The 23,723-nt window shown below is 64.6% G+C and carries 24 protein-coding genes; 15 read left to right on the forward strand and 9 right to left on the reverse strand.

The genetic code is table 11. The annotated features are described in order from the left end of the window. Positions 1–2 precede the first annotated feature (2 nt). The 4 genes from UNPA324_RS00955 to UNPA324_RS00970 all read right to left on the reverse strand — a co-directional run bounded on the left by UNPA324_RS00955 (position 3) and on the right by UNPA324_RS00970 (position 4,136). Positions 3–959, reverse strand: a complete 957-nt coding sequence (locus UNPA324_RS00955) for a respiratory chain complex I subunit 1 family protein (protein ID WP_128922218.1) — start codon at positions 957–959, stop codon at positions 3–5. Next, the gene (hyfB, locus tag UNPA324_RS00960; protein WP_141933004.1) at positions 956–2,956 is read right to left on the reverse strand and encodes a hydrogenase 4 subunit B; all 2,001 of its coding nucleotides are present in this window, start codon (positions 2,954–2,956) and stop codon (positions 956–958) included. The genes UNPA324_RS00955 and hyfB overlap by 4 nt, the downstream gene beginning before the upstream one ends. A 34-nt stretch (positions 2,957–2,990) precedes the next feature. Continuing rightward, positions 2,991–3,266, reverse strand: a complete 276-nt coding sequence (locus UNPA324_RS00965; RefSeq protein ID WP_164936609.1) for a transcriptional regulator — start codon at positions 3,264–3,266, stop codon at positions 2,991–2,993. 348 nt (positions 3,267–3,614) lie between these two features. Then, complete coding sequence (locus tag UNPA324_RS00970; RefSeq protein WP_128922221.1) at positions 3,615–4,136, reverse strand: MarR family winged helix-turn-helix transcriptional regulator; 522 nt, start codon at positions 4,134–4,136, stop codon at positions 3,615–3,617. Positions 4,137–4,313: 177 nt separating this feature from the next. Here UNPA324_RS00970 and UNPA324_RS00975 point away from each other — a divergent pair, with 177 nt between their 5' ends. The 3 genes from UNPA324_RS00975 to UNPA324_RS00985 are packed head-to-tail and all read left to right on the forward strand — an operon-like array spanning position 4,314 to position 7,859. Beyond that, positions 4,314–5,354, forward strand: coding sequence for a branched-chain amino acid ABC transporter permease (locus UNPA324_RS00975; RefSeq protein ID WP_181769247.1), 1,041 nt, complete (start codon positions 4,314–4,316; stop codon positions 5,352–5,354). A 7-nt stretch (positions 5,355–5,361) separates the two neighbouring features. Beyond that, positions 5,362–7,131, forward strand: coding sequence for a branched-chain amino acid ABC transporter ATP-binding protein/permease (locus tag UNPA324_RS00980; protein WP_141933005.1), 1,770 nt, complete (start codon positions 5,362–5,364; stop codon positions 7,129–7,131). Further along, positions 7,128–7,859, forward strand: a complete 732-nt coding sequence (locus tag UNPA324_RS00985; RefSeq protein WP_128922223.1) for an ABC transporter ATP-binding protein — start codon at positions 7,128–7,130, stop codon at positions 7,857–7,859. Before UNPA324_RS00980 ends, UNPA324_RS00985 begins: the two co-directional genes overlap by 4 nt. 38 nt (positions 7,860–7,897) lie before the next feature. On the opposite strand, the gene UNPA324_RS00990 is transcribed toward UNPA324_RS00985, so the two are convergent. Continuing rightward, positions 7,898–8,515, reverse strand: a complete 618-nt coding sequence (locus tag UNPA324_RS00990) for a pyridoxamine 5'-phosphate oxidase family protein (RefSeq protein ID WP_128922224.1) — start codon at positions 8,513–8,515, stop codon at positions 7,898–7,900. A 120-nt stretch (positions 8,516–8,635) separates the two neighbouring features. Between UNPA324_RS00990 and UNPA324_RS00995 the strand changes: the two genes are divergently transcribed. Next, positions 8,636–9,520: a LysR family transcriptional regulator gene (locus UNPA324_RS00995; protein ID WP_128922225.1), complete on the forward strand. Its 885-nt coding sequence runs from the start codon at positions 8,636–8,638 to the stop codon at positions 9,518–9,520. A gap of 135 nt (positions 9,521–9,655) precedes the next feature. On the opposite strand, the gene UNPA324_RS01000 is transcribed toward UNPA324_RS00995, so the two are convergent. Both UNPA324_RS01000 and pobA read right to left on the reverse strand, forming a co-directional pair. Further along, a complete protein-coding gene (locus tag UNPA324_RS01000; RefSeq protein WP_141933007.1) occupies positions 9,656–10,075 on the reverse strand; it encodes a PaaI family thioesterase in 420 nt (139 codons plus the stop codon). Positions 10,076–10,407: 332 nt separating this feature from the next. Then, a complete protein-coding gene (gene pobA / locus UNPA324_RS01005) occupies positions 10,408–11,577 on the reverse strand; it encodes a 4-hydroxybenzoate 3-monooxygenase (protein WP_128922227.1) in 1,170 nt (389 codons plus the stop codon). 264 nt (positions 11,578–11,841) lie between these two features. On the opposite strand from pobA, the gene UNPA324_RS01010 reads away from it, so the two are divergent. The 10 genes from UNPA324_RS01010 to UNPA324_RS01060 all read left to right on the forward strand — a co-directional run bounded on the left by UNPA324_RS01010 (position 11,842) and on the right by UNPA324_RS01060 (position 21,716). Then, positions 11,842–12,858, forward strand: a complete 1,017-nt coding sequence (locus UNPA324_RS01010) for a TRAP transporter substrate-binding protein (RefSeq protein WP_141933009.1) — start codon at positions 11,842–11,844, stop codon at positions 12,856–12,858. Between the two features lie 189 nt (positions 12,859–13,047). Beyond that, positions 13,048–13,557 carry a TRAP transporter small permease gene (locus tag UNPA324_RS01020; RefSeq protein ID WP_128922229.1) on the forward strand — a complete coding sequence of 170 codons (510 nt, stop codon included), beginning with the start codon at positions 13,048–13,050 and terminating at the stop codon, positions 13,555–13,557. Positions 13,558–13,559: 2 nt separating this feature from the next. Next, complete coding sequence (locus UNPA324_RS01025; protein ID WP_141933011.1) at positions 13,560–14,879, forward strand: TRAP transporter large permease; 1,320 nt, start codon at positions 13,560–13,562, stop codon at positions 14,877–14,879. 12 nt (positions 14,880–14,891) lie between these two features. After that, positions 14,892–15,353 carry a DUF3237 domain-containing protein gene (locus UNPA324_RS01030; protein WP_128922231.1) on the forward strand — a complete coding sequence of 154 codons (462 nt, stop codon included), beginning with the start codon at positions 14,892–14,894 and terminating at the stop codon, positions 15,351–15,353. 280 nt (positions 15,354–15,633) lie between these two features. Further along, complete coding sequence (locus UNPA324_RS01035) at positions 15,634–16,257, forward strand: DUF2270 domain-containing protein (RefSeq protein ID WP_246667284.1); 624 nt, start codon at positions 15,634–15,636, stop codon at positions 16,255–16,257. Between the two features lie 130 nt (positions 16,258–16,387). Then, positions 16,388–17,197, forward strand: a complete 810-nt coding sequence (locus UNPA324_RS01040; RefSeq protein WP_128922233.1) for a crotonase/enoyl-CoA hydratase family protein — start codon at positions 16,388–16,390, stop codon at positions 17,195–17,197. Next, positions 17,194–19,077: a feruloyl-CoA synthase gene (locus UNPA324_RS01045; RefSeq protein ID WP_141933013.1), complete on the forward strand. Its 1,884-nt coding sequence runs from the start codon at positions 17,194–17,196 to the stop codon at positions 19,075–19,077. Before UNPA324_RS01040 ends, UNPA324_RS01045 begins: the two co-directional genes overlap by 4 nt. Positions 19,078–19,292: 215 nt before the next feature. After that, entirely contained in the window at positions 19,293–20,054 is a 762-nt protein-coding gene (locus UNPA324_RS01050; RefSeq protein WP_128922235.1) for an SDR family NAD(P)-dependent oxidoreductase, read from the forward strand. 12 nt (positions 20,055–20,066) lie between these two features. Then, positions 20,067–20,486, forward strand: a complete 420-nt coding sequence (locus UNPA324_RS01055; protein WP_141933015.1) for an acyl-CoA thioesterase — start codon at positions 20,067–20,069, stop codon at positions 20,484–20,486. Between the two features lie 78 nt (positions 20,487–20,564). Next, a complete protein-coding gene (locus tag UNPA324_RS01060) occupies positions 20,565–21,716 on the forward strand; it encodes an ABC transporter substrate-binding protein (protein ID WP_128922237.1) in 1,152 nt (383 codons plus the stop codon). 161 nt (positions 21,717–21,877) lie between these two features. Here the strand turns inward: UNPA324_RS01060 and UNPA324_RS01065 are convergent, their stop codons facing one another. Together UNPA324_RS01065 and UNPA324_RS01070 are read right to left on the reverse strand one after the other, a co-directional pair. Then, entirely contained in the window at positions 21,878–22,606 is a 729-nt protein-coding gene (locus UNPA324_RS01065) for a glutathione S-transferase family protein (RefSeq protein WP_128922238.1), read from the reverse strand. Positions 22,607–22,642: 36 nt separating this feature from the next. Continuing rightward, positions 22,643–22,897 (reverse strand): hypothetical protein, encoded by a 255-nt coding sequence (locus tag UNPA324_RS01070; RefSeq protein WP_128922239.1) that lies wholly within the window; start codon positions 22,895–22,897, stop codon positions 22,643–22,645. A 113-nt stretch (positions 22,898–23,010) separates the two neighbouring features. Here UNPA324_RS01070 and UNPA324_RS01075 point away from each other — a divergent pair, with 113 nt between their 5' ends. Then, entirely contained in the window at positions 23,011–23,709 is a 699-nt protein-coding gene (locus UNPA324_RS01075; protein WP_128922240.1) for a helix-turn-helix transcriptional regulator, read from the forward strand. Positions 23,710–23,723: the final 14 nt, after the last annotated feature.

A 23,723-nucleotide genomic window follows, 5' to 3' on the forward strand; every position in this document is an offset into this window, starting at 1 on the left:
TCTCAGAGGCTCCCCGACACGAAGCGCAACAGGGTGGCAAGCAATGCCAGCATCAGCGCCGCGCCCAAGAACTCCGGAATCCGGAACACGCGCATCTTGGCGATTGCGGTCTCGAACACGGCAAGCAGGAAGCCGAGGACCGTCAGCTTGCCGAAATAGACCAGTGTGCCAAGCGCGAGCCTTGCAACGCTCGCATCCGCAGTCGCCGTGCCCCATGGCAGGAACACGCAGGCGATCAGCGAGACGTAGAGCAGAAGCTTGAGCTGCGACGACAAATCGATCAGCGCGAGATGCCGCCCTGAATATTCCAGCACCATGGCCTCGTGCACCATGGTGAGCTCGAGATGGGTGGCGGGGTTATCGACCGGGATACGGGCATTCTCCGCCAGCGCCACGATGGTCAGCGCCACGAACGCCATTCCCAACGACACACGCAGACCGACCGCGTCCGAGCCCATGAACTCGGCCACCGTGGGCAGCTGCGTCGAGCCGGCGATCATTGCCACCGAGAACGCGGTGATCAGCATCGCGGGCTCGGCGAGGGAGGCGATCATCACCTCACGGCTGGAGCCGATGCCGCCGAAGGCGGTTCCGACGTCCATGCCGGCGAGCGCCTGGAAGAAACGAGCGCTGCCGAGCAGCGCAGTGATGGCGATGAGATCGGCGGTCCAGGAGAACAACAGACCATTGCCGAAAGTCGGCACCAGCGAGGCGGCGACCCAGGTGCCCGCGAACATCAGATAGGGAATGACGCGAAACAGCCAGGATGCGTTGTCCGCGAGCACGACGTCCTTGCGCATCAGGCGGACGAGGTCGCGATAGGGTTGGAGCAGCGGCGGTCCACGCCGCCGTAGCAGCCGAGCCTTCACCTTCCGCACGAAACCCGTCAGCAGCGGCGCGAGTCCCAGCACCAGCGACATCTGCGCGCCCTGGGAGAGGATGTCGCGCAGCCCGTTCATAGTGCCACCACCAGCAGCAGCACGACCAGCGCCACGAATACCAGCGTCAGGTAGCGGCGGATGCTGAGGAACTGCAGGATATTGATGCGCTCCGTCGCAAAGCCGATGGCCCTCGCGATCGGCGCGTACAGCCAATCCCAGATCCGATCGTGCAGTTCGACCTGGAGCCGCGCAGGAAGCGGCGAGGACGGCGGCGGCATCTCGCCGATCTCGCGTGCGCCAAAGACGACGCTGCCGAACACACGGCGGATCGGCTGCGAGAAGCTGGAGGCTGAGTACTGGATCGCCGGGTTCGCGTCGGGATAGCCGCAATCCCAGGCGGGTGCGCGGCGTAAGCGGTCGGAGGCGAGACGGTGAATGGCTGACGCCGCCGCCGTGCCGCAGAGTACCACGAACAGGAACACCAGGAGGCCGTTATAGGAGCTGCGGCTTTCCGCAATCGGCACGATGGTGAGCCACTGCAATCCGACTTGATGCGGCATGATGTTGCCGACCATATCCTTGCTCACCGGTGCCAGTGCATCGATGAACAGCCCGGGCAGGATACCGGCAATGAGGCAGAAGGCGGCAAGCGCGAACATCGCGGTCAGCGAGAAGCGGTCAGTCTCATGCGCTGACGCCGCGACGTCCGAACGCGGCCGACCGAGAAAGCTGATGCCAAAGAGCTTGACGAAGCAGGCCGCGGCAAAGGCGGCCGCGAGCGCCAGCAAACCCCCGACCGCCGGGATGACGAGCTTGAGACCCCAAGAGGGCAGTTGCGGTGAAAGCAGGATCGCCTGGAAGATCAGCCATTCCGAAACGAAGCCGTTGAACGGCGGCAATGCCGAGATCGCGACGCAGCCGACCAGCATCACAAACGCCGTCTTCGGCATGCGATGGATCAGCCCGCCGAGCTTCTCCATGTCGCGCTCGCCGGTCGCTCCCAGCACCGCGCCGGCGCCGAAGAACAACAGGCTCTTGAACAGCGCATGATTGAACACATGCATCATCGCCGCGGTGAAGGCGAGCGCCGCCACCCAGTCGAGCCCTTCCGCCTTGAAAGCCAGCGCCAGCCCGAGGCCGGTGAAGATGATGCCGATGTTCTCAATCGTTGAATAGGCGAGCACGCGCTTGATATCGCGCTGCATCAGCGCATAGAGCACGCCCAGCGTCGCCGTCGGACCGCCGACCAGCAGCACCACCATGCTCCACCACCACACCGGTTCGGGCACAAGATCGAAGACGATGCGCACGAAGCCGTAGACGGCGACCTTGGTCATGACCCCGCTCATGAGGCCGGAGACGTGGCTGGGCGCCGCGGGATGGGCGAGCGGCAGCCAAGCGTGCAGCGGCACCAAGCCAGCCTTGGAGCCGGCCCCCAGCAGCACGAGGATGACCACCGTGCCGGTCAGCGCAGCGGAAGGATGCGAGGCTCGGATCGCATCGAAATCGTAACCGGCGTTGCTCGCGAGCAGGCCGAAGGCGAGCAGCAGCGCCAGCGTGCCGAAACTTGCCATCAGAAGATAGACGTAGCCGGCGCGGACATTCTCTGCGTCCCGGTGATGCGATACGACCATCGCCCAGGAGGTCAGCGACATGAATTCCCAGGCGACCAGGAAGCTGAAGGCATCGTTTGCCAGCACGACGACGTTCATCGCTGCGAGGTAGGCGGGATAGAACGGCAGCACGCGGCCGGGGGAATCCTCGTGCTGGCCGTAACCGATCGCGAACAGACTCGCAGCGACGCCGCCTAGATTGACGACGACGAGGAAGAAGGCGGACAGTGCATCGAGCCGGAAATGAGCACCGAGCCACGGCAATCCGATCGGCAGTATCGCGCTCGGCGCCAACTGAGGGGAATAGAGCAGAGCGGACAGCGCCGTGACACAGAGCGTCGATGTGCCGATCAGGCATCCGCCGTAAAGGATGATCGAGCCGCGCGGGCGCGTCGACAGCACGACTCCCGCAGGCGCCAGCGCCAGCAGAGCCGCCACCGACCATAGCGCGACGGCGATCATGGCCGGTCCTCGATCATGATTTGTGCGCGCGCCCTCATCCCGATTGGCCGCCCGCGCTTGGAGGTGGAGACTTCAGCCGCACACCGCGGCCCCCGGCGCTCGACACCGCCCCCTCGGCAATCAGCTCGATGCCGGCAGCCGATAGCGCTTCAACCAGCTTCACCAGGGAATCGACATTGCCGCGGATCACCCCTTCGGAGGCCTCCATACGCTGGATCGTCGGCAGCGACAGCGAACAGCGCTGCGCGAGTTCGCGCTGGTCGATCCTGAGCAAAGCACGGGCGGCTCGAAGCTGCGCGGCGGTGATCACGGGGCAGGATGTCCGTGGCAGTTACAATGGTTGATTTGCCAAGCTTAGGACGCACGAAATGATGTTTCAAGCATCATTTTCTACATGCGGCGCATCATACCGCTCGCCCCCCTCGGAACTCACGCCCTCGCACTCCGCCATCAGGCTCGTCCGCCATTCCGGACGCGAGTGACGCGCCACCAAAGCGCGACCGCGCAGCTGTCCGGCGGATCGCCCAGGCATGACGGAGTGAGAGAAGAGACGCGGATGCCCGCGACAGAAGCTAGTCAAGCCGGGGCAAGGCGACCACGCAAATGCGGCGAAAGATTCCAGGGTCGCGCTCGCGCACCTAGGTCGTGACTGCCCGCCTCAAAACTCGCTCGCGATCTTCGAGAGCATCGCGAGGAGGGCTTCGCGGTTGGCCTGGCCGAGCAGTTCGTTCAGCCGCGCCTCGTGCTTGGTGGCAACGAGCTTCTTGGCGCGGGCCAGCACGGCCTTGCCCTTGTCGGTCAGCACCAGGATGTGCGAGCGGCGGTCGTTGGTGGAGCGGATCCGCGCGCAAAGGTCGCGACTCTCGAGATTGTCGAGCATCGCCACGAAGTTCGGCCTGAGGATGCCTAGCGTAGAGGCGATCTCGGTCTGGTTACGGCCGGGATTCTTCTCGACCAGCAGCAGCACGGAGAACTGCGCCGGCGTGAGCTGGAGCGAGGCCATGCAGCGCAAAAAGTTCTCGAACACCTTGAGCTGCGCCCGCTTCAAGACATAGCCGAGCTGTTCGGAGAGCTCGCCGAGCTGAAGGGCTTCGCTCTGGACTTCAGTCGCGTCTTTGCGGCCCTTGGCCGGGTCGGCCGACTTCCCAGAGGACTTTTCAGCGGTTTTGGAAACGGTCATCGCCTCGTGCTCGTAATCCCGCTAAATTCGGGCCGGGTCGTTCCCCGCCCTTGATGTTATATTTGATAATTGTTATAGACCATATCAAATATCGTCAGCGTTTTTCAATGGCTGTGAGCGAACCGTCCACCGCAATCGAGGGGACCGGTTCGTAATCTTGAGGGGGAGCGTCCGGTCTTGAATACCACCATCATGCTGTTCCTGATGCAGGACGGCATCACCAATGGCGCGATCTATGCGCTGCTCGGCCTGGCGCTGGTGCTGGTATTCGCCGTCACCCGCGTGATCCTCATTCCCCAGGGCGAATTCGTCACCTACGGCGCGCTGACCTACGCCTCGCTGGCCGCGGGCCAGATGCCGGGAACGGCAAAGCTGGCGCTGGCGCTCGGTATCGGTGCCTTCGCCTTCGACCTGATCGTGGCGCGCAAGGCGCTGCACGGGCGGCTGGTCCTGCGCAGCGTTGTTACCAACATCGTGCTGCCTTCCATCGTGCTGGCGCTGACCGTGTACTTCGCGGCCCAGAAGCCGCCGGTCGCAATCTGCATCGTGTTGTCGCTGGTGATCGTCGCGATGATCGGCCTCTATCTCTACCGCATCGCGTTCCAGCCGCTGGCGCACACCTCGGTGCTGGTGCTGCTGATCGCCTCCGTCGGCGTCCACCTCGCGCTGCAGGGCCTCGGCCTCCTGTTCTTCGGCGCCGAAGGCCAGCGCGGCCCCGCCGTGCTGTCCGGCGCCTTCACAGCCGGCGCGCTGCGCTTCACCGGCCAGAGCCTCACCGTCTACGGCATCACCGTTGCCTTCATCGTCGGGCTCTGGCTGTTCTTCGGCCTGACGCTCTACGGCAAGGCGCTGCGCGCGACCGCCGTGAACCGGCTCGGGGCGCGGCTCGCGGGCATCCGCACCACGTTGTCGGGGCAGATCGCTTTTCTACTGGCGTCCGTCATCGGCGCGCTGTCGGGCATCATGATCGTGCCGATCACGACGCTCTATTACGATTCGGGCTTCCTGATCGGCCTGAAAGGTTTCGTCGCCGCGATCATCGGCGGCCTCGTCAGCTACCCCTTGACCGCCGTCGCGGCGCTGGTGGTCGGCCTCGTCGAGGCGTTCTCGTCCTTCTATGCCTCCAACTACAAGGAGGTGATCGTTTTCATGCTCTTGATCCCCGTGCTGCTGCTGCGCTCGCTCGCCGCGCCGGCGGTCGAGGAAGAGAAGGACTGAGGCTAAGATGCAGAGCCGGCTTCCCATTCTCGTCTTCGCACTCGTGATGGCGGCGATCCCGTTTGTCCCGGGCATGCCCCCGTTCTGGATCGTGCTGCTCGACAATATCGGCCTTACCGCGCTGGTCGCGATGGGCCTCGTGCTGCTGACCGGCGTCGGCGGCCTGACCTCTTTCGGACAAGCAGCCTTCGTCGGCTTCGGCGCCTATACCACCGCGGTGCTGTCGACGGCCTACGGCCTGTCGCCCTGGCTGACGCTGCCGCTATCGCTGGCGGTCAGCGGATCATTGGCGGTGCTGCTCGGTCTGATCACCGTCCGCCTCTCCGGCCATTACCTGCCGCTCGGCACGCTCGCCTGGGGGCTCGGCCTGTTCTATCTGTTCAGCAAGCTGGAATTTCTCGGCCGCAACGACGGCATCTCGGCGATCCCGCCGCTGTCGATCGGCACGTTCAAGATGCTCTCGCCCGGCTCGATCTATTACGCGATCTGGGGCGCCGTGATCCTCTCGGCACTGCTGACGATGAACCTGCTGGATTCCCGCACCGGCCGCGCCATCCGCGCGCTGCGCCGCGGCCATGTCGCGGCCGAGGCGTTCGGCGTGCACACGCCCCGCGCCAAATTGCTGGTGTTCATCCATGCCGCCGTGCTGGCCGGCCTTTCGGGGTGGCTCTACGCGCATCTCCAGCGCGCCGTAAACCCGACGCCGTTCGGCGCGCAGGCCGGCATCGAATATCTCTTCATCGCGGTGGTCGGCGGCGCCGGCTATGTCTGGGGCGGCGTTCTGGGCGCGGCGATCGTCGTGGTCCTCAAAGAGGTGCTGCAAAGCTATTTGCCACTGATCCTGCCCGGCTCCGGACAGGTCGAGACCATCGTGTTCGGCATCATGCTGGTCGCCCTGCTGCAGCTTGCGCCCGGCGGCCTCTGGCCCTGGCTGATCTCCTTCCTGCCCGAGCGCGCCGGAGGCAAGAAGCCCGACACCTCCCTGAAGCTCGAGCAGCGTCCCCGCGCGCCTGGCGAAGGAAGCATCCTGCTCCAGGTCGACAAGGCGCGAAAACAGTTCGGCGGCGTCGTCGCCGTCAACAACGTCTCCTTCGACGTCCAGGCCCGCGAGATCGTCGCGCTGATCGGCCCGAACGGCGCCGGCAAGAGCACAACCTTCAACCTGATCACCGGCGTGCTGTCGGCCACGGCAGGCTCGATCTCGGTGCTGGGCAAGAAGGTCGACAAGGCGCCGCCGCAGGAGATCGTCAAGCTCGGCATCAGCAGGACTTTCCAGCATGTGAAGCTGGTCCCCGACATGACCGTGCTGGAAAACGTCGCGATCGGCGCGCATCTGCGCGGCCATGCCGGGCCGATCTCCTCGATGCTGCGGCTCGATCGCGCTGACGAGGCAAAACTGCTTGCGGAGGCCGCCCGCCAGATCGAGCGCGTCGGCCTCACCGAGCAGATGCACCAGCTCGCAGGCTCGCTTTCGCTGGGGCAGCAACGCATCGTCGAGATCGCGCGGGCGCTTTGCGTCGATCCGATGCTGCTGCTGCTCGACGAGCCCGCCGCGGGCCTGCGCCACATGGAGAAGCAGCGGCTTGCGACACTGCTGCGCGACTTGCGCGACGGCGGCATGAGTGTGCTGCTGGTCGAGCACGACATGGGCTTCGTCATGAACCTCGCCGATCGCATCGTGGTACTCGATTTCGGCACCAAGATCGCCGAAGGCACCCCCGCCACGATCAAGACCAATCCCGAAGTGATCAAGGCCTATCTCGGAGTGGCGGCATGAGCGCGCTGTTGTCCGTCACCGACGCCCATGTCGCCTATGGCAAGGTCGAGGCCGTGCGCTCGGTCTCGCTCGAGGTCGGCGCCAACCAGATCGTCACCATCGTCGGCGCCAACGGCGCCGGCAAGACCACGCTGCTATCCGCCATCATGGGCATCCTGCCGCTGAAAGGCCGCGTCGCCTTTGCCGGGCAGGATCTGGCCCGGCTCGACATCGAGGATCGCGTCGCGATGGGCCTCGGCCTCGTTCCCGAGCACCGCGAATTGTTCGTGACCATGAATGTCGAGGACAATCTCGAGTTAGGGGCCTTCCGCATCGAGCGCAGCCGTGCCAAGTCCTCGATCGAGCGGGTCTACGCGCTGTTTCCACGGCTGAAGGAGCGCCGCAAGCAGCTCGCCGGGACGCTGTCGGGCGGCGAGCAGCAGATGCTCGCGATGGGCCGCGCACTGATGGGCGAGCCGAAACTGTTGATGTTGGACGAGCCGAGCCTCGGCCTCGCCCCGATCATCGTCGCCGATATCTTCCGCATCGTCACTGAGCTCCGCGCCAGCGGCGTCTCCGTGCTGCTGGTCGAGCAGAACGCGCAGGCCGCGCTGAAGATCGCGGACCGGGCTTACGTGATGGAGCTCGGCGAGTTCGTGCTGAGCGGCAAGGCCAGCGACATCGCCGCGAACGAGCGGGTCGCGGCGAGCTATCTCGGCTTCCAGCACGAAGGTGAAAGCGCGCTGTAGGTCTTCTCCCTCTCCCTGCTTGCCGGGAGAGGCGAAGCTCAGCTCGCCTTCCCCTTCAACGCCGCGACCTCCGCCTCCAGCTCCGCGATCCGCGCATCCCTGGCCGCCAGCGCGGCCGCGACATCGGCCGCATCGAACTTCTGCGGAATGTGCTGCGGGCAGTTGGTGTCCCAGGCCGCGATCTTGAACAGGATCACCTGCTCCGGCCGCGCGCGATAGCCTTTCGGCATTAGAGCTGTCGTCAGTGCCACGTCGTCCTCGACTACGCGCGCCTCGCCCCAAATCTTCACGCGGCGGCGATGGGCGTAGTCCATCACGAAGATGTAGGCCTTGGGGTTCTCCGAGAGGTTTCCTTGCGTGATGTATTGCCGGTTGCCCGCGTAGTCGGTGAAGGCGAGCGTCTGCTTGTCCAAGACCTTCAAGAAGCCCTTCGGGCCGCCGCGGTGCTGGATATAGGGCTGACCATCGGCCGATGCGGTGGCGAAATAGAAGCTATTGGCGCCAGCCAGAAATGCCGCAAGGCTCTCGTCGACCTCGGTGCGCCAGCCGCGCTGTTCGGCCTCGGCATAGCCTTCGCGCGATCCCTTTCGGGACTGGATCGATTTCACCGCCGGCGAGAAGGCGACGTCGCTGGCGTAGATGTGAGTTGCCGTCATCGGAACATCTCCGGGGATTCCGACGCATTGCTGCGTCTTCGACCTGTAATCTGGCCCTTTCTTCGGCTCGAACAATCTCGCCGCTTGACACTTCATCGTTGCAATATATGCAATAATGCCATGGACCGTCTCGAAGCCATGCACGTCTTCGTCACCGTCGCCGATCTTCGTGGCTTTGCGCCGGCGGCGCGCAAGCTGCGGCTGTCGCCTTCGGTGGTGACACGAATGATTGCTGCGCTGGAGGAGCATCTCGGCGCGCGGCTGTTGCAACGGACCACGCGGCAGGTGACGCTGACCGATGTCGGGACGCGATACCTCGAACGCGCGCGGCGCATCCTCGCCGATGTCGAGGAGGCCGACGGCTCCGCGCGCGAAGAGCGCAACCGGCCGAGCGGACGGCTGGTGGTGTCGGCCCCGGTCGGCTTCGGCCGGCTGCATGTCGGGCCGGTCATGACCGCCTATCTCAAGCGCTATCCCGAGGTCGCCTGCGAATTGCGGCTGTCCGACCATCTCGTCAACCTCGTGGAGGATGCCGTCGACGCCGCGGTGCGGATCGGTCACCTCGCCGATTCCTCGCTGGTGGCGCGCCAGGTCGGCGAGATGCGGCGGATCGTGGTGGCCTCGCCCGCCTACCTCAAGCGCCACGGCGAGCCGAGGACGCCGGAGGCGCTACGCGAGCACCAGACCATCCAGTTCGGCCCATCCGCCGATTGGCACTTCGTGCAGGACGGCCGCGACATCGAGCTGACGACGGCCCCGCGCTTCATCAGCAACAGCGCCGATGCAGCGCTGCAATATGCCGAGGCCGGCGGCGGCGTCACGCGGGTGCTGGCCTATCAGGCCGCCGAGGGGCTGAAGCGCGGACGGCTGAAAATCGTGCTGGCAAAATATGGGCAGCCGGCACTGCCGATCCACATCGTCTATCCGACTTCGCGCCTGCTCTCGGCCAAGGTGCGCGCGTTCATCGATCTCGTGGTGGAGACGGCGGAGTGGAGGTTCGGGTGAGTGCGTGTCCCGGACGCGCCGCGCAGCGGCGCAGAGCCGGGACCCAGACGGCCAAGAGGAAAGCTGCGGATGGATGGGCCCCGGCTCTGCAGCGCACCGCCGAAGAGGGCGCTGCGCTGCGTCCGGGGCACGATATCACCCCTTCTTCGGCACCACGCGAAACGTCCCGCTGGCGCGCGCGATCACGGCATCATCCGCCCTCACCAGGCATTGTGCGAAACAGATCGTAGAGCCGGTCTTGATCGCTTCGCCCTCGACCGCGAGCCATTGGCCGATCTCGGCAGCACCGGCATAGTCGATCGACAGCGAGATCGTGACCAACGAGGTCGTCCAGCCACTCGCCTGCGCGCAGCTGTAGCCCATGGCGGCGTCGGCCAGCGCCGCGATCAGCCCGCCGTGGATGAGCCCGCGTGAATTGGTGTGCGGCACCGCCAGCCGCAATCCGACGGTGACGCCCTTGTCGGTCTTCTTCGAATAGAGCGGCTCCCAGGGATCGGTGAGCGGCGCCTTGCGGAAATGCGGCTCGAAGCCGGCGGGGATGTCGGGAGTGGTCATGGGCGTCTCGCGTTTTGCTGTGTCGCCGTCATTGAACGCAACGGACGTGACAGATGCATCAATTACAAAGTTTTAAACGGGATTTGCGCGAGCGTTTGAAACGGGACACGCCCGTCATTGCGAGGAGCTCTTGCGACGAAGCAATCCAGGATCTTTCCGCAGAGACGGTCTGGATTGCTTCGCTACGCTCGCAATGACGATGGAGCCCAAGCACGCGATGCCGTAGGGTGGGCAAAGGCGCGACAGCGCCGTGCCCACGATCTCTCCACGATTGCGAAAGCTGGTGGGCACGCTTTCGCTTTGCCTACCCTACGGCACCGACGGCGCCGCCCTTAAAACGGCAGCCCCACGTAATTCTCCGACAGCGACGTCATGGCCGCCTGCGACTGCGTGACGTAGTCGAGCTCGGCGAGCTGGATGCGCGCGCCGATGGTGCCGGTGTCGGGGAATTTGTGCAGCATCGAGGTCATCCACCAGGAGAAGCGCACGGCTTTCCAGACGCGCGCCAGCGCCCTGGTGGAATAGGCGTCGATCCCGGCGCTTGATTTCTCGTCGTAGAATTCGCGTAGCGCGCTCGACAGATAATGCGCATCGCTGGCTGCGAGGTTGAGGCCCTTGGCGCCGGTCGGCGGCACGATGTGGGCGGCATCGCCGCACAGGAACAGCTTGCCGAAACGCATCGGCTCGGCGACGAAGCTGCGCAAAGGCGCGATGCTCTTTTCGATCGAGGGGCCCGTGACGAGGCTGTCGGCGGCCTCCTGGTCGAGCCGGCGCTTCAATTCGTCCCAGAAGCGATCGTCCGGCCATTGGTCGACGTGGTCGTCCAGCGAACACTGCACATAGTAGCGACTGCGTCGGGTCGAGCGCATGGTGCACAGCGCAAAGCCGCGCGCATGGTTGGAGTAGATCAGCTCATGGCTGACCGGCGGCGTCTCCGACAAAATGCCGAGCCAGCCGAACGGATAGACCCGCTCGAACTCCTCGATCGCCGAAGCCGGAACGCTGGCGCGGCTGACGCCGTGAAATCCGTCGCAGCCGGCGATGAAATCGCAACCGAGCGTGTGGGTGACGCCGTCCTTAACGTAGGTCACGCGCGGGTGACTGCCGTCAAAATCATGCGGCTGGACGTCCTTGGCCTCGTAGACCGAGACGAGACCGGCGGCCTTGCGCGCATTCATCAGGTCGAGCGTGACTTCGGTCTGGCCGTAGATCATGACCGTCTTGCCGGTCGCACCCTTCATGTCGATGCGATGACGGCGGCCGGAAAAGGCAAGCTCGATGCCTTCGTGCACCAGACCTTCGGCATGCGCCCGGGTCCCCGCCCCGGCCTGGTCGAGCAGCGCGACGGTTCCCTCCTCCAGCAGGCCGGCGCGGATGCGGCCGAGCACGTAGTCCGGGCTCTGCCGCTCCAGGATGACATTGTCGATGCCGTAGGCGTGCAGCAATTGCCCAAGCAACAATCCGGCCGGCCCGGCCCCGATGATTGCGACCTTTGTCCGCAATACTTGCTCCTTCCGATCCTGTAGGCTTTGGTCGCTGCCGCTTGTCGCGCCGGCCCGCGGACGATAATTATATCATATAACGGTTGGGCAAAATGGGGAGCGATGGTCGCCCGAGCAGCGACAAATCCGTGCAACATGGCTGACGTAGCTGGGCGACGAGGCGCGCACCAATTCCGGCTTGAACGCGCCGGCCAATTAGATAACATGTTAATTAACGAGACCGGGCCATCGAAGCCCACCGTCGACAACAGGGAGAGACGCGTGATGAGAAAAGCCTGTCTGGCATTGCTGCTGGCCGCGAGCGTGACGCCTGCCTTCGCGCAGGACAAGACCTTCGATTTGAAGATCTCGCACTGGGTGCCGGCTTCGCATCCGCTGCAGAAGTCGCTGGAAGACTGGGCCGCGGCGGTCGAGAAGGATTCCGGCGGCACCATCAAGGGCAAGGTGTTTCCGGCCCAGCAGCTCGGCAAGGCGTTCGACCATTACGACATGGCGCGCGACGGCATCGCAGACGTCACCTACGTCAATCCCGGCTACCAGCCCGGCCGCTTCCCGATCGTCGGCGCCGGCGAGCTGCCGTTCCTGATCTCGGACGCCAAGGGCGGCTCGATGGGGCTGGATGCCTGGTATCGCAAATATGCCGAGAAGGAGATGAAGGACGTCAAATACTGCCTCGCCTTCGTCCACTCGCCTTCCTCCTTCCACTCCAAGACCAAGAAGATCGTGATGCCTGAGGACGTAAAGGGCATGAAGATCCGCCCGGCGCACGCCACCATGGCGAACTTCGTCACCTCGCTCGGCGGCACCAACGTGCAGTCCTCGGCGCCGGAAGTGCGCGACATCATCGAGCGCGGCGTCGCCGACGGCGTCACCTTCCCCTGGGGCTCCCTGGTGCTGTTCGGCATCGACAAGGTGACCAGGTACGACATGGAGGCGCCGCTCTACACCACGACCTTCGTGTTCGTGATCAACAAGGACAAGTACAATGCGATGTCCGACAAGCAGAAGGCCGCGATCGACAAGAACTGCTCGGTCGAGATGGCCGGCGTGGTCGGCGAGCACTGGGGCAAGTTCGAGGATGCCGGCATCGACAAGGTCAAGGCGGAGTCCGGCCACGAGGTCTACAAGCTGACACCCGAGCAGACCGCCGCCTGGAAGAAGGCCGCCGAGGCGCTGGTGAAGACCTGGGCCGAGGGCGCCAAGAAGGCCGGCGCCGATCCCGACGCCGCGCTGGCAGACCTCAAGGCCTCGCTGAAGAAGTACAACGCGCTGGCGGAGTAGCCTCAACCGCGGCCGCGCACTCGCTGCACCTCTCCCGCTTGCGGGAGAGGTCGGCGCGGAGCGCCGGGTGAGGGCTCCCTCCTCTTGGGGGTTCTCGATTGCGGAGACACCCGCTCCCCCCGCAAGCGGGGGAGGGAGCGCAGCTCGATCGCGGGCACACCTCGCACTCGTCGGAAGGACTCTTTCCCCATGAAGCGCTCCTGGATGGACCGCATCATCGACACGATCGAATGGATCGCGGCCGGCTTCGTCGGCATCGTCGCGCTCGACATCTTCGTGTCGGTGCTGCTGCGCAATACGCTGAACTACTCGATCCCCGACAGCTTCGACATCGGCCGCATGCTGCTCGGCATCCTCATTTTCTGGGGCATCGCGGCGACTTCCTATCGCGGCACCCACATCACCGTGGATCTGGTCTGGGGCAATGTCGGCCCGCGCTACCAGCGCTGGATCGACGTGTTCGCGACCCTGGTGCTGCTGTTCGTGGTGACCGTGCAGACCTGGACGTTGTTCGACAAGGTGCGCGGCACCTACAACGACAACGTCCAGACCTTCGACATGCACATGCCGACCTGGCCGTTCTTCGCGATCGCCTGGATCGGCGACGTCTCCGCCGTGCTGCTGATCGCGATCCGCACCTACCGGCTGATCTTCCATCCTGAAGAGATGCACGATCCCAAATTGAAGGCGACGGAGTAATCATGAGCACAGATGCCGTCGCCTTAATCGGCTTCGTTTCCCTGTTCGTCCTGATGCTGCTGCGCGTACCCGTCGGCATGGCCATGGGCCTCGTCGGCGTCTCCGGCTTTGCCTATCTCGTCAACGGCAATGCGGCGCTGAAGCTGGTCGGCCAGACCTCGATGCGCACGGTCACCGACTACACCTTCGGCGTCATCCCGATGTTCCTGCTGATGGGCTCGTTCGTGTCAAATTCCGGCATGAGCCGCGAGCTGTTCCGCGCCGCCAACGGCTTCGTCGGTCATTTGCGCGGCGGGCTCGGCATCGCCACCGTCGGCGCCTGCGGCGGCTTCGCCGCGATCTGCGGCTCCTCGGTCGCGACTGCCGCGACCTTCTCCGCCGTCGCCTATCCCGAGATGCGCCGCTTCGGCTATCCGCAATCCTTTGCCACCGGCGTGATCGCAGCGGGCGGCACGCTCGGCGCGATGCTGCCGCCGTCCACCGTGCTCGCCGTCTACGGCATCATCACCGAGCAGGACATCGGAAAGCTTTTCATCGCCGGCATCATCCCGGGCCTCTTGGCGATGACCATGTACATGGTCACGATCTTCCTGATCGGCTATTTGCGGCCCGACTTCCTGCCCAAGGGCAAGGTGACTTCGTGGCGCGAGCGCTTTGCGGGCCTGAAGGAGATCTGGGCGCCGGTGCTGCTGTTCGTGTTCGTGATCGGCGGCCTCTACGGCCTGCCCTTCCTGCCGCGCTTCACGCCGACGGAAGCCGGCGGCGTCGGCGCCGCCGGCGCCTTCGTCATCGGCGTGCTGACGGGCCGCCTCGACCGCGAGAAGATCCTGGCCTCGCTGCTGCAAGCGACGCGCACCGCGGCCGCCGTCTTCACCGTGCTGATCGGCGCGCTGATCTTCGGCTATTTCCTGACGGTGACGCAGACGCCGCAGAAAGTAACCGAGTTCCTCACCGGTCTCGGCTTCGGCAGCTACGGCGTGCTGGCGCTGATCATGGTGATGTATCTCGTGCTCGGCTGCCTGATGGACGCCATGGCGATGATCATCCTCACCGTGCCGATCATCTTCCCCGTCATCACGCATCTCGGCTTCGATCCGATCTGGTTCGGCGTCATCATCGTCATGACCGTCGAGCTCGGCTTGATCCACCCGCCGGTCGGCATGAACGTCTTCGTCATCAAGAGCGTGGTGAAGGACGTCTCCTTCTCCACCATCTTCAAGGGCGTGATCCCGTTCGTGGTCACGGACCTGATCCGCCTCGTGATCCTGATCGCCTTCCCGCTGCTGGCGACCTGGCTGCCGACACGGATGATGGCGAACTAAAGAGGTGAAGCGATGACGACACCGACGCTGGAGACCAAATACGTCTTCACCATCACGGCGAAGATTGGCGACGTCGTCACCGCCGGTGAGACCGGCATCGGCGTTCGCCGCATCATCCCGATCATCGGCGGCGAGGTGGAGGGCGCGATATCAGGCAAGGTGCTGCCGTTCGGCGCCGACTTCCAGACCATCCGCCCCAACGAGCTGATCGACCTCGAGGCCAAATACGCCTTCGAGACCGACGACGGCGCCGTGGTCTATGTCGAGAACAAAGGCATGCGGTTTGGCCCGGTCGAACTCTTGCAAAAGCTCAAGCGTGGCGAGCCGGTCGATCCCAAGCTGATTTATTTCCGCACCGTGCCGAAATTCGAGACCGGGCACGAGAAATATCGCTGGCTGATGGAGCACATTTTTGTGGGCTCGGCCGCGCGCCATGCCGATCGCGTCGTGATCGACGTGCATCAGGTGATGTGACTCTTTGGGAACTCACGGGTACCAACCCGTGCCCGGCCTTCCCTGCGCCTTCTGAGCCAATTCGGGAGCGCGACGGGCGCAAAGCTCGGGCAGATCCTGCCGTGAGAGTGTGGCGGCGTGCCTGAGCTCATTGAAGGTGAGAGCTGAATCCGCCTATGACGCGCCTCTGAGCTGGTTCAGGATACGACTTGCGCGAGATTGCGCAGACCACGGGAGTGCCACCATGTCCCTCATGGCTTCCAGCGACTCAAATCCACGACACAGTTTCGATCCTGCCGAGATGGGCGCCATCGCCCATCTCTATCGGGGCGAGGTCTATCGCTCGACGATCTGGCGAACGCGACTCGATAACACGACCAATTGGGCCATTGTCACGATGGGCATCGCGCTGTCGACGACCTTTTCGAGCCCGCAAGCATCTCCGCTGCCGCTCGTGCTCGTCGGGTTGCTGCTTGCTGCGTTCCTCGCGATGGAGGCGCGGCGCTATCGCTATTTCAACGTCTGGCGCGCCCGCGCCCGCTGGATCGAGAAGAATTTTTACGCGCCGATGTTCACGGGCGAAGCGCACGATGACGGCTGGCAGACGGTTCTTGCGCGTGATTACACCGCGCCACGCCATCACATTTCGTTCGTCCGCGCTGCGGGGCGGCGGCTGCGACGCAACTACGTTTGGATCCTCGCCATCCAGGCCGTGGCCTACTACGGCAAGATTGCAATCCATCCGACGCCCGCAGAGAGCTTGGCGGAATTTGTCGATCGCGCGGCGGTCGGACCGCTTCCCGGCTGGATCATTCTGCTCATGGGGGGCGCCTACGATTTGGGCTGGCTGGCGTTCGCGTTCGGCACGCTCTGGCTCGACCAGCGCGAGCACGGGACCAAGGGCGATGGCGTTGCAATGGGCTAGCTAGCGACGGGGAAGTCCGGCCGAGCGCCGGGGGTCCCCCGCCCGCCCCCAGGGAGAGGATCGGGAACCCGCCCCTCCTTGACTCCCCCAGAATTCGTTATACAACATAACTATTCTGATAAGGACGCAAATGACACAGGGAAACGCCGAGCCCGCTGCCGCGGGTGCCTCCGGGCTACTCCGGATCGAGAGGGTGGACCGGGTTCTGACCGTGGGTCTGAACCGGCCGGCCAAGCGCAATGCGCTCAATGACGGCATCATCCTGGAAATCGGCGAATGTTTCGCGTCCCTGCCCGAGGATATCGGCGCGGTCGTCATCCACGGCATCGGCGATCATTTCTCCTCCGGCCTCGACCTCTCCGAGCTGACCGAGCATGACGCCACCGGCGGCCTGCTGCATTCCCAGATGTGGCACCGGGTGTTCGACCGCATCCAGTACAGCCGCGTGCCCGTGATCGCGGCGCTGAGGGGCGCGGTGATCGGCGGCGGGCTGGAGCTTGCCTGCTCGGCGCATATCCGCGTCGCGGAGCCCACCACCTATTTCGCGCTGCCGGAGGGCCAGCGCGGCATCTTCGTCGGCGGCGGCGGCTCGGTGCGGCTGCCGCGGCTGATCGGCGTCGCCAGGATGATGGACATGATGCTGACGGGCCGCGTCTATAGCGCGACCGAAGGCGCCTCCTACGGCTTCGCGCAATATGTAACGGAAGCCGGCAATGCGCTCGGCAAGGCGATGGAGCTGGCGACCAAGGTCGCCTCCAACGCGCCGCTGACTAATTTCGCCGTGCTCCAGGCGCTGCCGATGATCGCGGAGGCCAATCCGCAGACCGGCCTGCTCATGGAATCGCTGATGGCCACCGTGGCTCAGAGCGACAAGGAGGCAAAACGCCGGATCCGCGAATTCCTCGAGCACAAGACCGCAAAGGTAAAGCCCAAGTCATGAGCGCGCAGCCGTCCTCTTCCAGCATGGAGCGCGGCGCGAGCACTTCCCCGCTGCGGCCCATCTCGTTCGGCGATCCTGCCGTCAACATCGAGCGCCGCGACGACGGCACGATTTACCTGCGGCCAAAACAGCTGCTCGGCGACTATCCCGCCCGCATCACCGAGCGCCTGCATCATTGGGCGACGACCACGCCGGATCGCGTCTTCATGGCGGAGCGCGAAGGCGGCCGGGGCTGGCGCAAGATCACTTACGCCGAGCTGCTCACCGCGAGCCGGCATATCGCTTCAAGCCTGATTGCGCGCGGCCTGTCGGCGGAGCGGCCGGTCGTCATCCTTTCCGGAAACTCGATCGACCACGCATTGCTCGCGTTCGGCGCGTTCTATGCCGGCATTCCGTTCTGCCCGGTGTCGCCAGCCTATTCGCTGGTGTCGAAGGACTACGGCAAGCTGTCCTATCTGATGAAGCTGCTGACGCCCGGCCTCGTCTTCGCGGAAGATGCCGACAAGTTCGCCGATGCGCTCGCCGCCAACGTCTCGCTCGGCACCGAGATCGCCGCGTCCTATGGCGGCGTGCCGGGCCGTGACGTCACCCTGCTGGCCGACCTCATGGCGGCTCCGATCCGCAGCGATCTCGACGACGTCCATGGCAGGATCGGCCCCGACACGATCGCAAAGTTCCTGTTGACCTCGGGCTCGACCGGCAATCCCAAGGCCGTCATCAACACCCAGCGCATGATCTGCGCCAACCAGGTGATGTTGCGCGAGACGCTCGCCTTCCTCAAGGACGAGCCGCCCGTCATCGTCGACTGGCTGCCCTGGAATCACACCTTTGGCGGCAATCACAATATCGGCCTGACGCTCTACAACGGCGGCTCGATGTATCTGGACGCCGGCAAGCCGATGCCCGGCGGCATCGAGGAGACCGTGCGCAATCTCCAGGAGATCTCGCCGACGGTCTATTTCAACGTGCCCAAGGGCTATGAATCGCTGCTGCCCTATTTGCGCGACGACCAGAGCCTGCGCGCAAAATTCTTCGACCGATTGCACGCGATGTTCTTCTCTGGCGCTGCGCTCTCGCCCTTCATCTGGGACAGCCTCGACGAGCTCGCGGTGAAGGAAAAAGGTTATCGCGTGCCGATGCTGACCGGCCTTGGGGCGACCGAGACCGCGCCGTTCTTCATGTCGGTCAATCCACGCACCAGCCGCTCCGGCCATGTCGGGCTGCCCGTATCGGGCAACGACGCCAAACTGGTGCCGAACAACGGCAAGCTGGAGGTGCGCGCCAAGGGGCCGAACGTCATGCCCGGCTACTGGCGCCAGCCCGACATCAGCGCGAAATCCTTCGACGAGGAAGGATTTTACATGATGGGCGATGCGCTCAAGCCCGCAGACCCCGACGATCTCAATGCCGGATTCGATTTCGACGGCCGTGTCGGTGAGGACTTCAAGCTCGCCAGCGGCACCTGGGTCAGCGTCGGCCCCTTGCGCGCGCGCCTCACGGCGGCCTGCGCACCGCTGGTGCGCGACGTCGTCATCGCCGGCATCAACCGCGACGAGGTCTCCGCGCTGGTCGTGCTCGACCTCGACGGCTGCCGCCTGATCAATCCGACGCTGCCGACCGACGATCTCGTCGTCGCAACACGCGACCGCCTGGTGCGCGAAGCCTTCCGCGAGCGCCTGACCCGTTTCCTCAGCCAAGCCACGGGATCCTCGACACGGATCACGCGCGCGATCCTGATGGACACGCCGCTCTCGATCGACAAGGGCGAGGTCACCGACAAGGGCTCGATCAACCAGCGCGCCGTGCTCGAGCACCGCACCGAATTGATCGAGGAGCTCTACGCTGCCAATCCATCCAACCGTGTGATATCGGTCGGATAGCATGAGAGATGGGATGTACCGGCTGGCGCTTGCTTCACCTCGCCCCGCTTGCGGGGAGAGGTCGAATTTGCGCAAAGCGCAAATTCGGGTGAGGGGGACTCTCCGCGCGTCCCACTCTCACCTTCCCTGCGGAGAGCCCCCCTCACCCCAACCCTCTCCCCGCAAGCGGGGCGAGGGAGTTCATTTCGTCTAGAATTCCGCTAAAGGAGAACGCCATGTTGTTGAAGGATCAGGCAGCCATCGTCACCGGCGGTGCATCGGGACTGGGCGCGGCCACTGCGCGAAAGCTGGCTGCGCAGGGTGCCAAGGTCGCGGTGTGCGATCTCAATACCAAGCTTGCTGAAACCGTTGCCGCCGAGATCAAGGGCGTCGCCGTGACCTGCGACGTCTCCGATGCCGCTTCCGCCGAAGCCGCGGTCGCGCAGGCTGCGAAAGCTCACGGCCCGGCGCGCGTACTGGTCAATTGCGCCGGCATCGGCGTTGCCAAGCGCGTGGTCGGGCGCGACGGCCCGATGGCGCTCGCCGATTTCGACAAGGTGATCAAGGTCAATCTGATCGGCACCTTCAACATGCTGCGCCTTGCCGCCACCGAGATGTCCAAGCTGGAGCCGCAGGCGACCGGCGAGCGCGGCGTCATCATCAACACGGCCTCCGTTGCCGCCTATGACGGCCAGATCGGGCAATCCGCCTATTCGGCCTCCAAGGGCGGCATCGTCGGCATGACATTGCCGATCGCGCGCGAGCTGGCGCAGTTCGGCATCCGCGTGCTGACCATCGCACCCGGCCTGTTTCTGACGCCGCTGCTTGCGAACCTGCCGCAGGAAGCCCAGGACTCGCTCGCCGCCGCCATCCCCTTCCCGCGCCGGCTCGGCCAGGCCGACGAATTCGCCGCGCTCGCGCTGCACATGGTCGAGAATGCATACCTGAACGGCGAAGTGGTGCGCCTCGACGGCTCGCTGCGCATGGCGCCGAAATAAGGCGCGCGACGCATGTTCGTGAACCGGCGCGAGGTCCAGATCCAGTGGGGCGATTGCGACCCCGCCAACATCGTCTACTATCCGCGCTATTTCGCGATGTTCGACGATTCGACCTCGACCCTGTTCGAGGTCGCCGGCTTCTCCAAGCAGGATCTGGTCCGCAAATACGGCCTGGTGGGCATCCCCATGGTCGACACGCGGGCCAAGTTCTACATACCCTCGACCTATGGCGACTGGATCACCATCGAAACCAGAATCGAGAGCATCAAGCGCTCGAGCTTCGAGGTGAAACACAACGTCTACAAGGCCGAGGCGCTGGCGATCGAGGGGTTCGAGACCCGCGTCCTGGTGGGCCGCGATCCCGTTAACCCAGACAAGCTGAAATCGGCACCATTCCCGGCGGAAATGGTAGCCAAATTCAGGGGAAGCTAAATCGCCGCATCACCAAAAGAGGGGGCTGAATTACCCCCCGATTTCTGCTTTCAAAGAAACACGTCAAGGGAGGAAACAATGAAACGCTATTACCTGACTGCCGCGATCGCCGCGGCGACGCTGGCCCTGCCGGCGCTGCCCGCGCTGGCCCAGACCAGCGAAATCACCATCGGCATCACCACCACCACGACCGGCCCCGGGGCAGCGCTGGGCATTCCCGAGCGCAACGCGTTGGAGTTCGTGCCGAAGGAGATCGGCGGCGTGCCGCTGAAAGTGATCGTGCTCGACGACGGCGGCGATCCCACCACTGCAACCACCAACGCTCGCCGCTTCGTGACCGAATCCAAGGCCGACATCATCATGGGCTCGGCCCTGACGCCGCCGACGATCGCGGTCTCCAACGTCGCCAACGAAGCAGGCATTCCGCATTTCGGCCTGGCGCCGTTCCCGATCACGCCCGAGCGCATGAAGTGGTCGGTCGCGATGCCGCAGCCGATTCCGATCGTCGGCAAGGTGCTGTACGACCACATGAAAGCCAAGGGCGTGAAGACGCTCGGCTATATCGGCTATTCCGACTCCTATGGCGATCTCTGGTTCAACGATTTGAAGGCCCAGGCCGTGCCGATGGGCATGACCATCGTCGACGAGGAGCGTTTCGCCCGTCCCGATACGTCGGTGACCGGACAGGTGCTGAAATTGGTCGCCGCCAATCCCGACGCGATCCTGGTCGGTGCATCCGGCACCGCAGCCGCGCTGCCGCAATCCGAGCTGCGCGACCGCGGCTACAAGGGCCTGATCTACCAGACTCACGGTGCCGCCAGCATGGACTTCATCCGCATCGCCGGCAAAGCGGCGGAAGGTGTGCTGATGGCTTCGGGCCCAGTGATGGACCCGGAGGACCAGCCGGACGAAGCCGCCACCAAGAAGCCGGGCCTCGCGCTGAACTCGGCCTATGAGGCCAAGTACGGCCCGAACAGCCGCAGCCAGTTCGCCGGTCACTCCTACGACGCCTTCGAGCTTCTCAAGCGCATTATCCCGACCGCGCTGAAGACGGCCAAGCCGGGCACGCCGGAATTCCGCGAAGCGATTCGCCAGGCGCTGCTGTCCGAGAAGGAGTTGGCGGCGAGCCAGGGCGTCTACAACTTCACCGAAAAGGACCGCTACGGCCTCGACGAGCGCTCACGCATCCTGCTGACGGTGAAGGACGGCAAGTACTCGCTGGTGAAGTAAGCCCAGCGAAAGTTGAGAGACGACGAGAGCCGGCCCGGCGGGCCGGCTCTTTTGTCTTTCAATTCTATATTGGCACTGTCACTGAGGTCGTCATGGCCGGGCTTGTCCCCGGCCATCCACGCCTTGCCGTGCGGGCATGACGAAACGGATACGTCGCGTTGCTACGCCGCCTGCCGCAGCGGGGCCCAGGCGAATTCGGGGTAATAGGTATCCATCATGCGGTCGACAAAGCCGGTGAGGTTTGGAAACCCTTCCGCGCGCTCGCGCAAGACCGATTCGAAGAACGGCGTGAGGATGCCGGCGAGCATACCGAAGGCGGTGGCGTCGACGCCGCAGGGCTTGTCGCCCATCAGGTACGCCTTGTCGCCGAGCTGCACCGAGAGTGCAAACAGCGAGCGCACGGCGAGGTCGACGTCGTCATCGGGCGCGTGGCGGCCGAGGCCCGAGAGCAGATAGTTCTCGGCGACGCGGAACTGCGCATCTTCGCGCAGCTTCTCGCGGTTGTGCTCCGGCGCGCCATCGAAGAAATGCGCAGGTCCCTTGGCGAAATTCACCGGGTCGACCCAGCGCGCCCCGACCAGCCCCCAATAGACATGGTGCTCGATCATCCGTTCGAACGCCCAGGCCTGCGCACGTTCGGCCAGCGACAGGCCGGCATCGAAATCGAAACCGTAGCGGCGCTCGATATGGGCGCGGATGAACGTGGAATCAGCCACCGCCTCACCGCTATCGTCGATGAACGGCAATTGCCCCTTGGGAGAGGCCGGCGGCATCGCCCGCTCCTTCCGGTAGGGCAGTCCCGCCATCTTGAGCTGCACCTCCGTCTTGGTGACGAAGGGGCTGATTTCCGGCAGGCCGAAGCCGGTGCCAAAGCCGTAAAGCGTGATCATGCGAGCTCTCCTGAACCTACCGAAAGTTGACGGAACCTAGCGACCGGCTGCTGCCACCATGGTGGCAGCAGCCGTGATATCTTCTGCGAAGCGGGCCCCCCGCCAGGCACGGCCCATCACGTGGCGGACCAGCGCGTCCGCAACCTGGGTCAGCGAACGTGCCACGACGCTTGCGAGGGCAAACCGGAGGTCGACGGCCATGAGATCGAGCGAAACGAGGCGGCCGAACGCCGATACGGACCACGCCTGCCACAGCGGAACGGCCGGGCCGAAATGGGTTGGAATGATCATGGACAAATCCTCTTCAGTCGATGTGTTGTCCCGGTATAGAACCCCCCTGCTGCCAACATCCTGTCAGCAGCCGCGCGCCGCTTTCTGAAAAGACAACCAACAAGAGACCCGTCATGAGACGCGCCGACCGGCTGTTTCAGATCATCCAGGTACTGAGGCGCACGCGTAAGCCGCTGACGGCAGATGCCATCGCGTCCGAGCTCGAGACCTCGAAGCGCACGATCTATCGCGACATCGCAACGCTGATCGGCCAGCGCGTTCCGATCCGCGGGGAAGCCGGCATGGGCTACATCCTGGAGAAGGGCTTTGACCTGCCGCCCTTGATGCTGACGCCCGACGAGATCGAGGCGGCCGTGCTGGGCGCACAATGGGTCGCCGGCCATGCCGATTCGGCCCTCGCGCGCGCGGCCGAAGATCTGATGGCCAAGATCGCCGACACCGTGCCTGAGCGTCTGCGCCCCTTCGTGCTGGAGCCGGCGAGCCGCGCACGCCCGAGCTGGAACAGGGAGCCGGACCGCCTGGACATGGTGCGTACCCGCACCCAGATCCACGAAGGCAAGAAGATCATGCTGCGCTATCGCGACGAGCAGGGCCGCGCCAGCGAGCGCATGATCTGGCCGATCTCGGTCGGCTATCTCGAAGCCGTGCGCCTGCTTGCCGCCTGGTGCGAGCTGCGCGGCGACTTCCGCAGCTTCCGCACCGACCGCGTGGTGGAGGCGAACTATCTCGACGAGAAATATCCGGAACGACGCGACGTGCTGCGCGCAAGATGGCGGCAGAGCCTGGTCTGGGGCCCTCCCAAAGATACCTGAAGGACACGTGACGA

Source organism: Bradyrhizobium sp. UNPA324 (assembly GCF_006658635.1).
Lineage (GTDB): Bacteria > Pseudomonadota > Alphaproteobacteria > Rhizobiales > Xanthobacteraceae > Bradyrhizobium > Bradyrhizobium nanningense.

Bases quoted from the DNA above. Each gene is read 5' to 3' on its own strand.
- UNPA324_RS00955 (WP_128922218.1), bottom strand. From the start codon at position 959: ATGAACGGGCTGCGCGACATCCTCTCCCAGGGCGCGCAGATGTCGCTG.
- hyfB (WP_141933004.1), bottom strand. From the start codon at position 2,956: ATGATCGCCGTCGCGCTATGGTCGGTGGCGGCTCTGCTGGCGCTGGCG.
- UNPA324_RS00970 (WP_128922221.1), bottom strand. From the start codon at position 4,136: ATGACCGTTTCCAAAACCGCTGAAAAGTCCTCTGGGAAGTCGGCCGAC.
- UNPA324_RS00980 (WP_141933005.1), top strand. From the start codon at position 5,362: ATGCAGAGCCGGCTTCCCATTCTCGTCTTCGCACTCGTGATGGCGGCG.
- UNPA324_RS00985 (WP_128922223.1), top strand. From the start codon at position 7,128: ATGAGCGCGCTGTTGTCCGTCACCGACGCCCATGTCGCCTATGGCAAG.
- UNPA324_RS00990 (WP_128922224.1), bottom strand. From the start codon at position 8,515: ATGACGGCAACTCACATCTACGCCAGCGACGTCGCCTTCTCGCCGGCG.
- UNPA324_RS00995 (WP_128922225.1), top strand. From the start codon at position 8,636: ATGGACCGTCTCGAAGCCATGCACGTCTTCGTCACCGTCGCCGATCTT.
- UNPA324_RS01000 (WP_141933007.1), bottom strand. From the start codon at position 10,075: ATGACCACTCCCGACATCCCCGCCGGCTTCGAGCCGCATTTCCGCAAG.
- UNPA324_RS01010 (WP_141933009.1), top strand. From the start codon at position 11,842: ATGAGAAAAGCCTGTCTGGCATTGCTGCTGGCCGCGAGCGTGACGCCT.
- UNPA324_RS01020 (WP_128922229.1), top strand. From the start codon at position 13,048: ATGAAGCGCTCCTGGATGGACCGCATCATCGACACGATCGAATGGATC.
- UNPA324_RS01025 (WP_141933011.1), top strand. From the start codon at position 13,560: ATGAGCACAGATGCCGTCGCCTTAATCGGCTTCGTTTCCCTGTTCGTC.
- UNPA324_RS01030 (WP_128922231.1), top strand. From the start codon at position 14,892: ATGACGACACCGACGCTGGAGACCAAATACGTCTTCACCATCACGGCG.
- UNPA324_RS01035 (WP_246667284.1), top strand. From the start codon at position 15,634: ATGGGCGCCATCGCCCATCTCTATCGGGGCGAGGTCTATCGCTCGACG.
- UNPA324_RS01040 (WP_128922233.1), top strand. From the start codon at position 16,388: ATGACACAGGGAAACGCCGAGCCCGCTGCCGCGGGTGCCTCCGGGCTA.
- UNPA324_RS01045 (WP_141933013.1), top strand. From the start codon at position 17,194: ATGAGCGCGCAGCCGTCCTCTTCCAGCATGGAGCGCGGCGCGAGCACT.
- UNPA324_RS01050 (WP_128922235.1), top strand. From the start codon at position 19,293: ATGTTGTTGAAGGATCAGGCAGCCATCGTCACCGGCGGTGCATCGGGA.
- UNPA324_RS01055 (WP_141933015.1), top strand. From the start codon at position 20,067: ATGTTCGTGAACCGGCGCGAGGTCCAGATCCAGTGGGGCGATTGCGAC.
- UNPA324_RS01060 (WP_128922237.1), top strand. From the start codon at position 20,565: ATGAAACGCTATTACCTGACTGCCGCGATCGCCGCGGCGACGCTGGCC.
- UNPA324_RS01065 (WP_128922238.1), bottom strand. From the start codon at position 22,606: ATGATCACGCTTTACGGCTTTGGCACCGGCTTCGGCCTGCCGGAAATC.
- UNPA324_RS01070 (WP_128922239.1), bottom strand. From the start codon at position 22,897: ATGATCATTCCAACCCATTTCGGCCCGGCCGTTCCGCTGTGGCAGGCG.
- UNPA324_RS01075 (WP_128922240.1), top strand. From the start codon at position 23,011: ATGAGACGCGCCGACCGGCTGTTTCAGATCATCCAGGTACTGAGGCGC.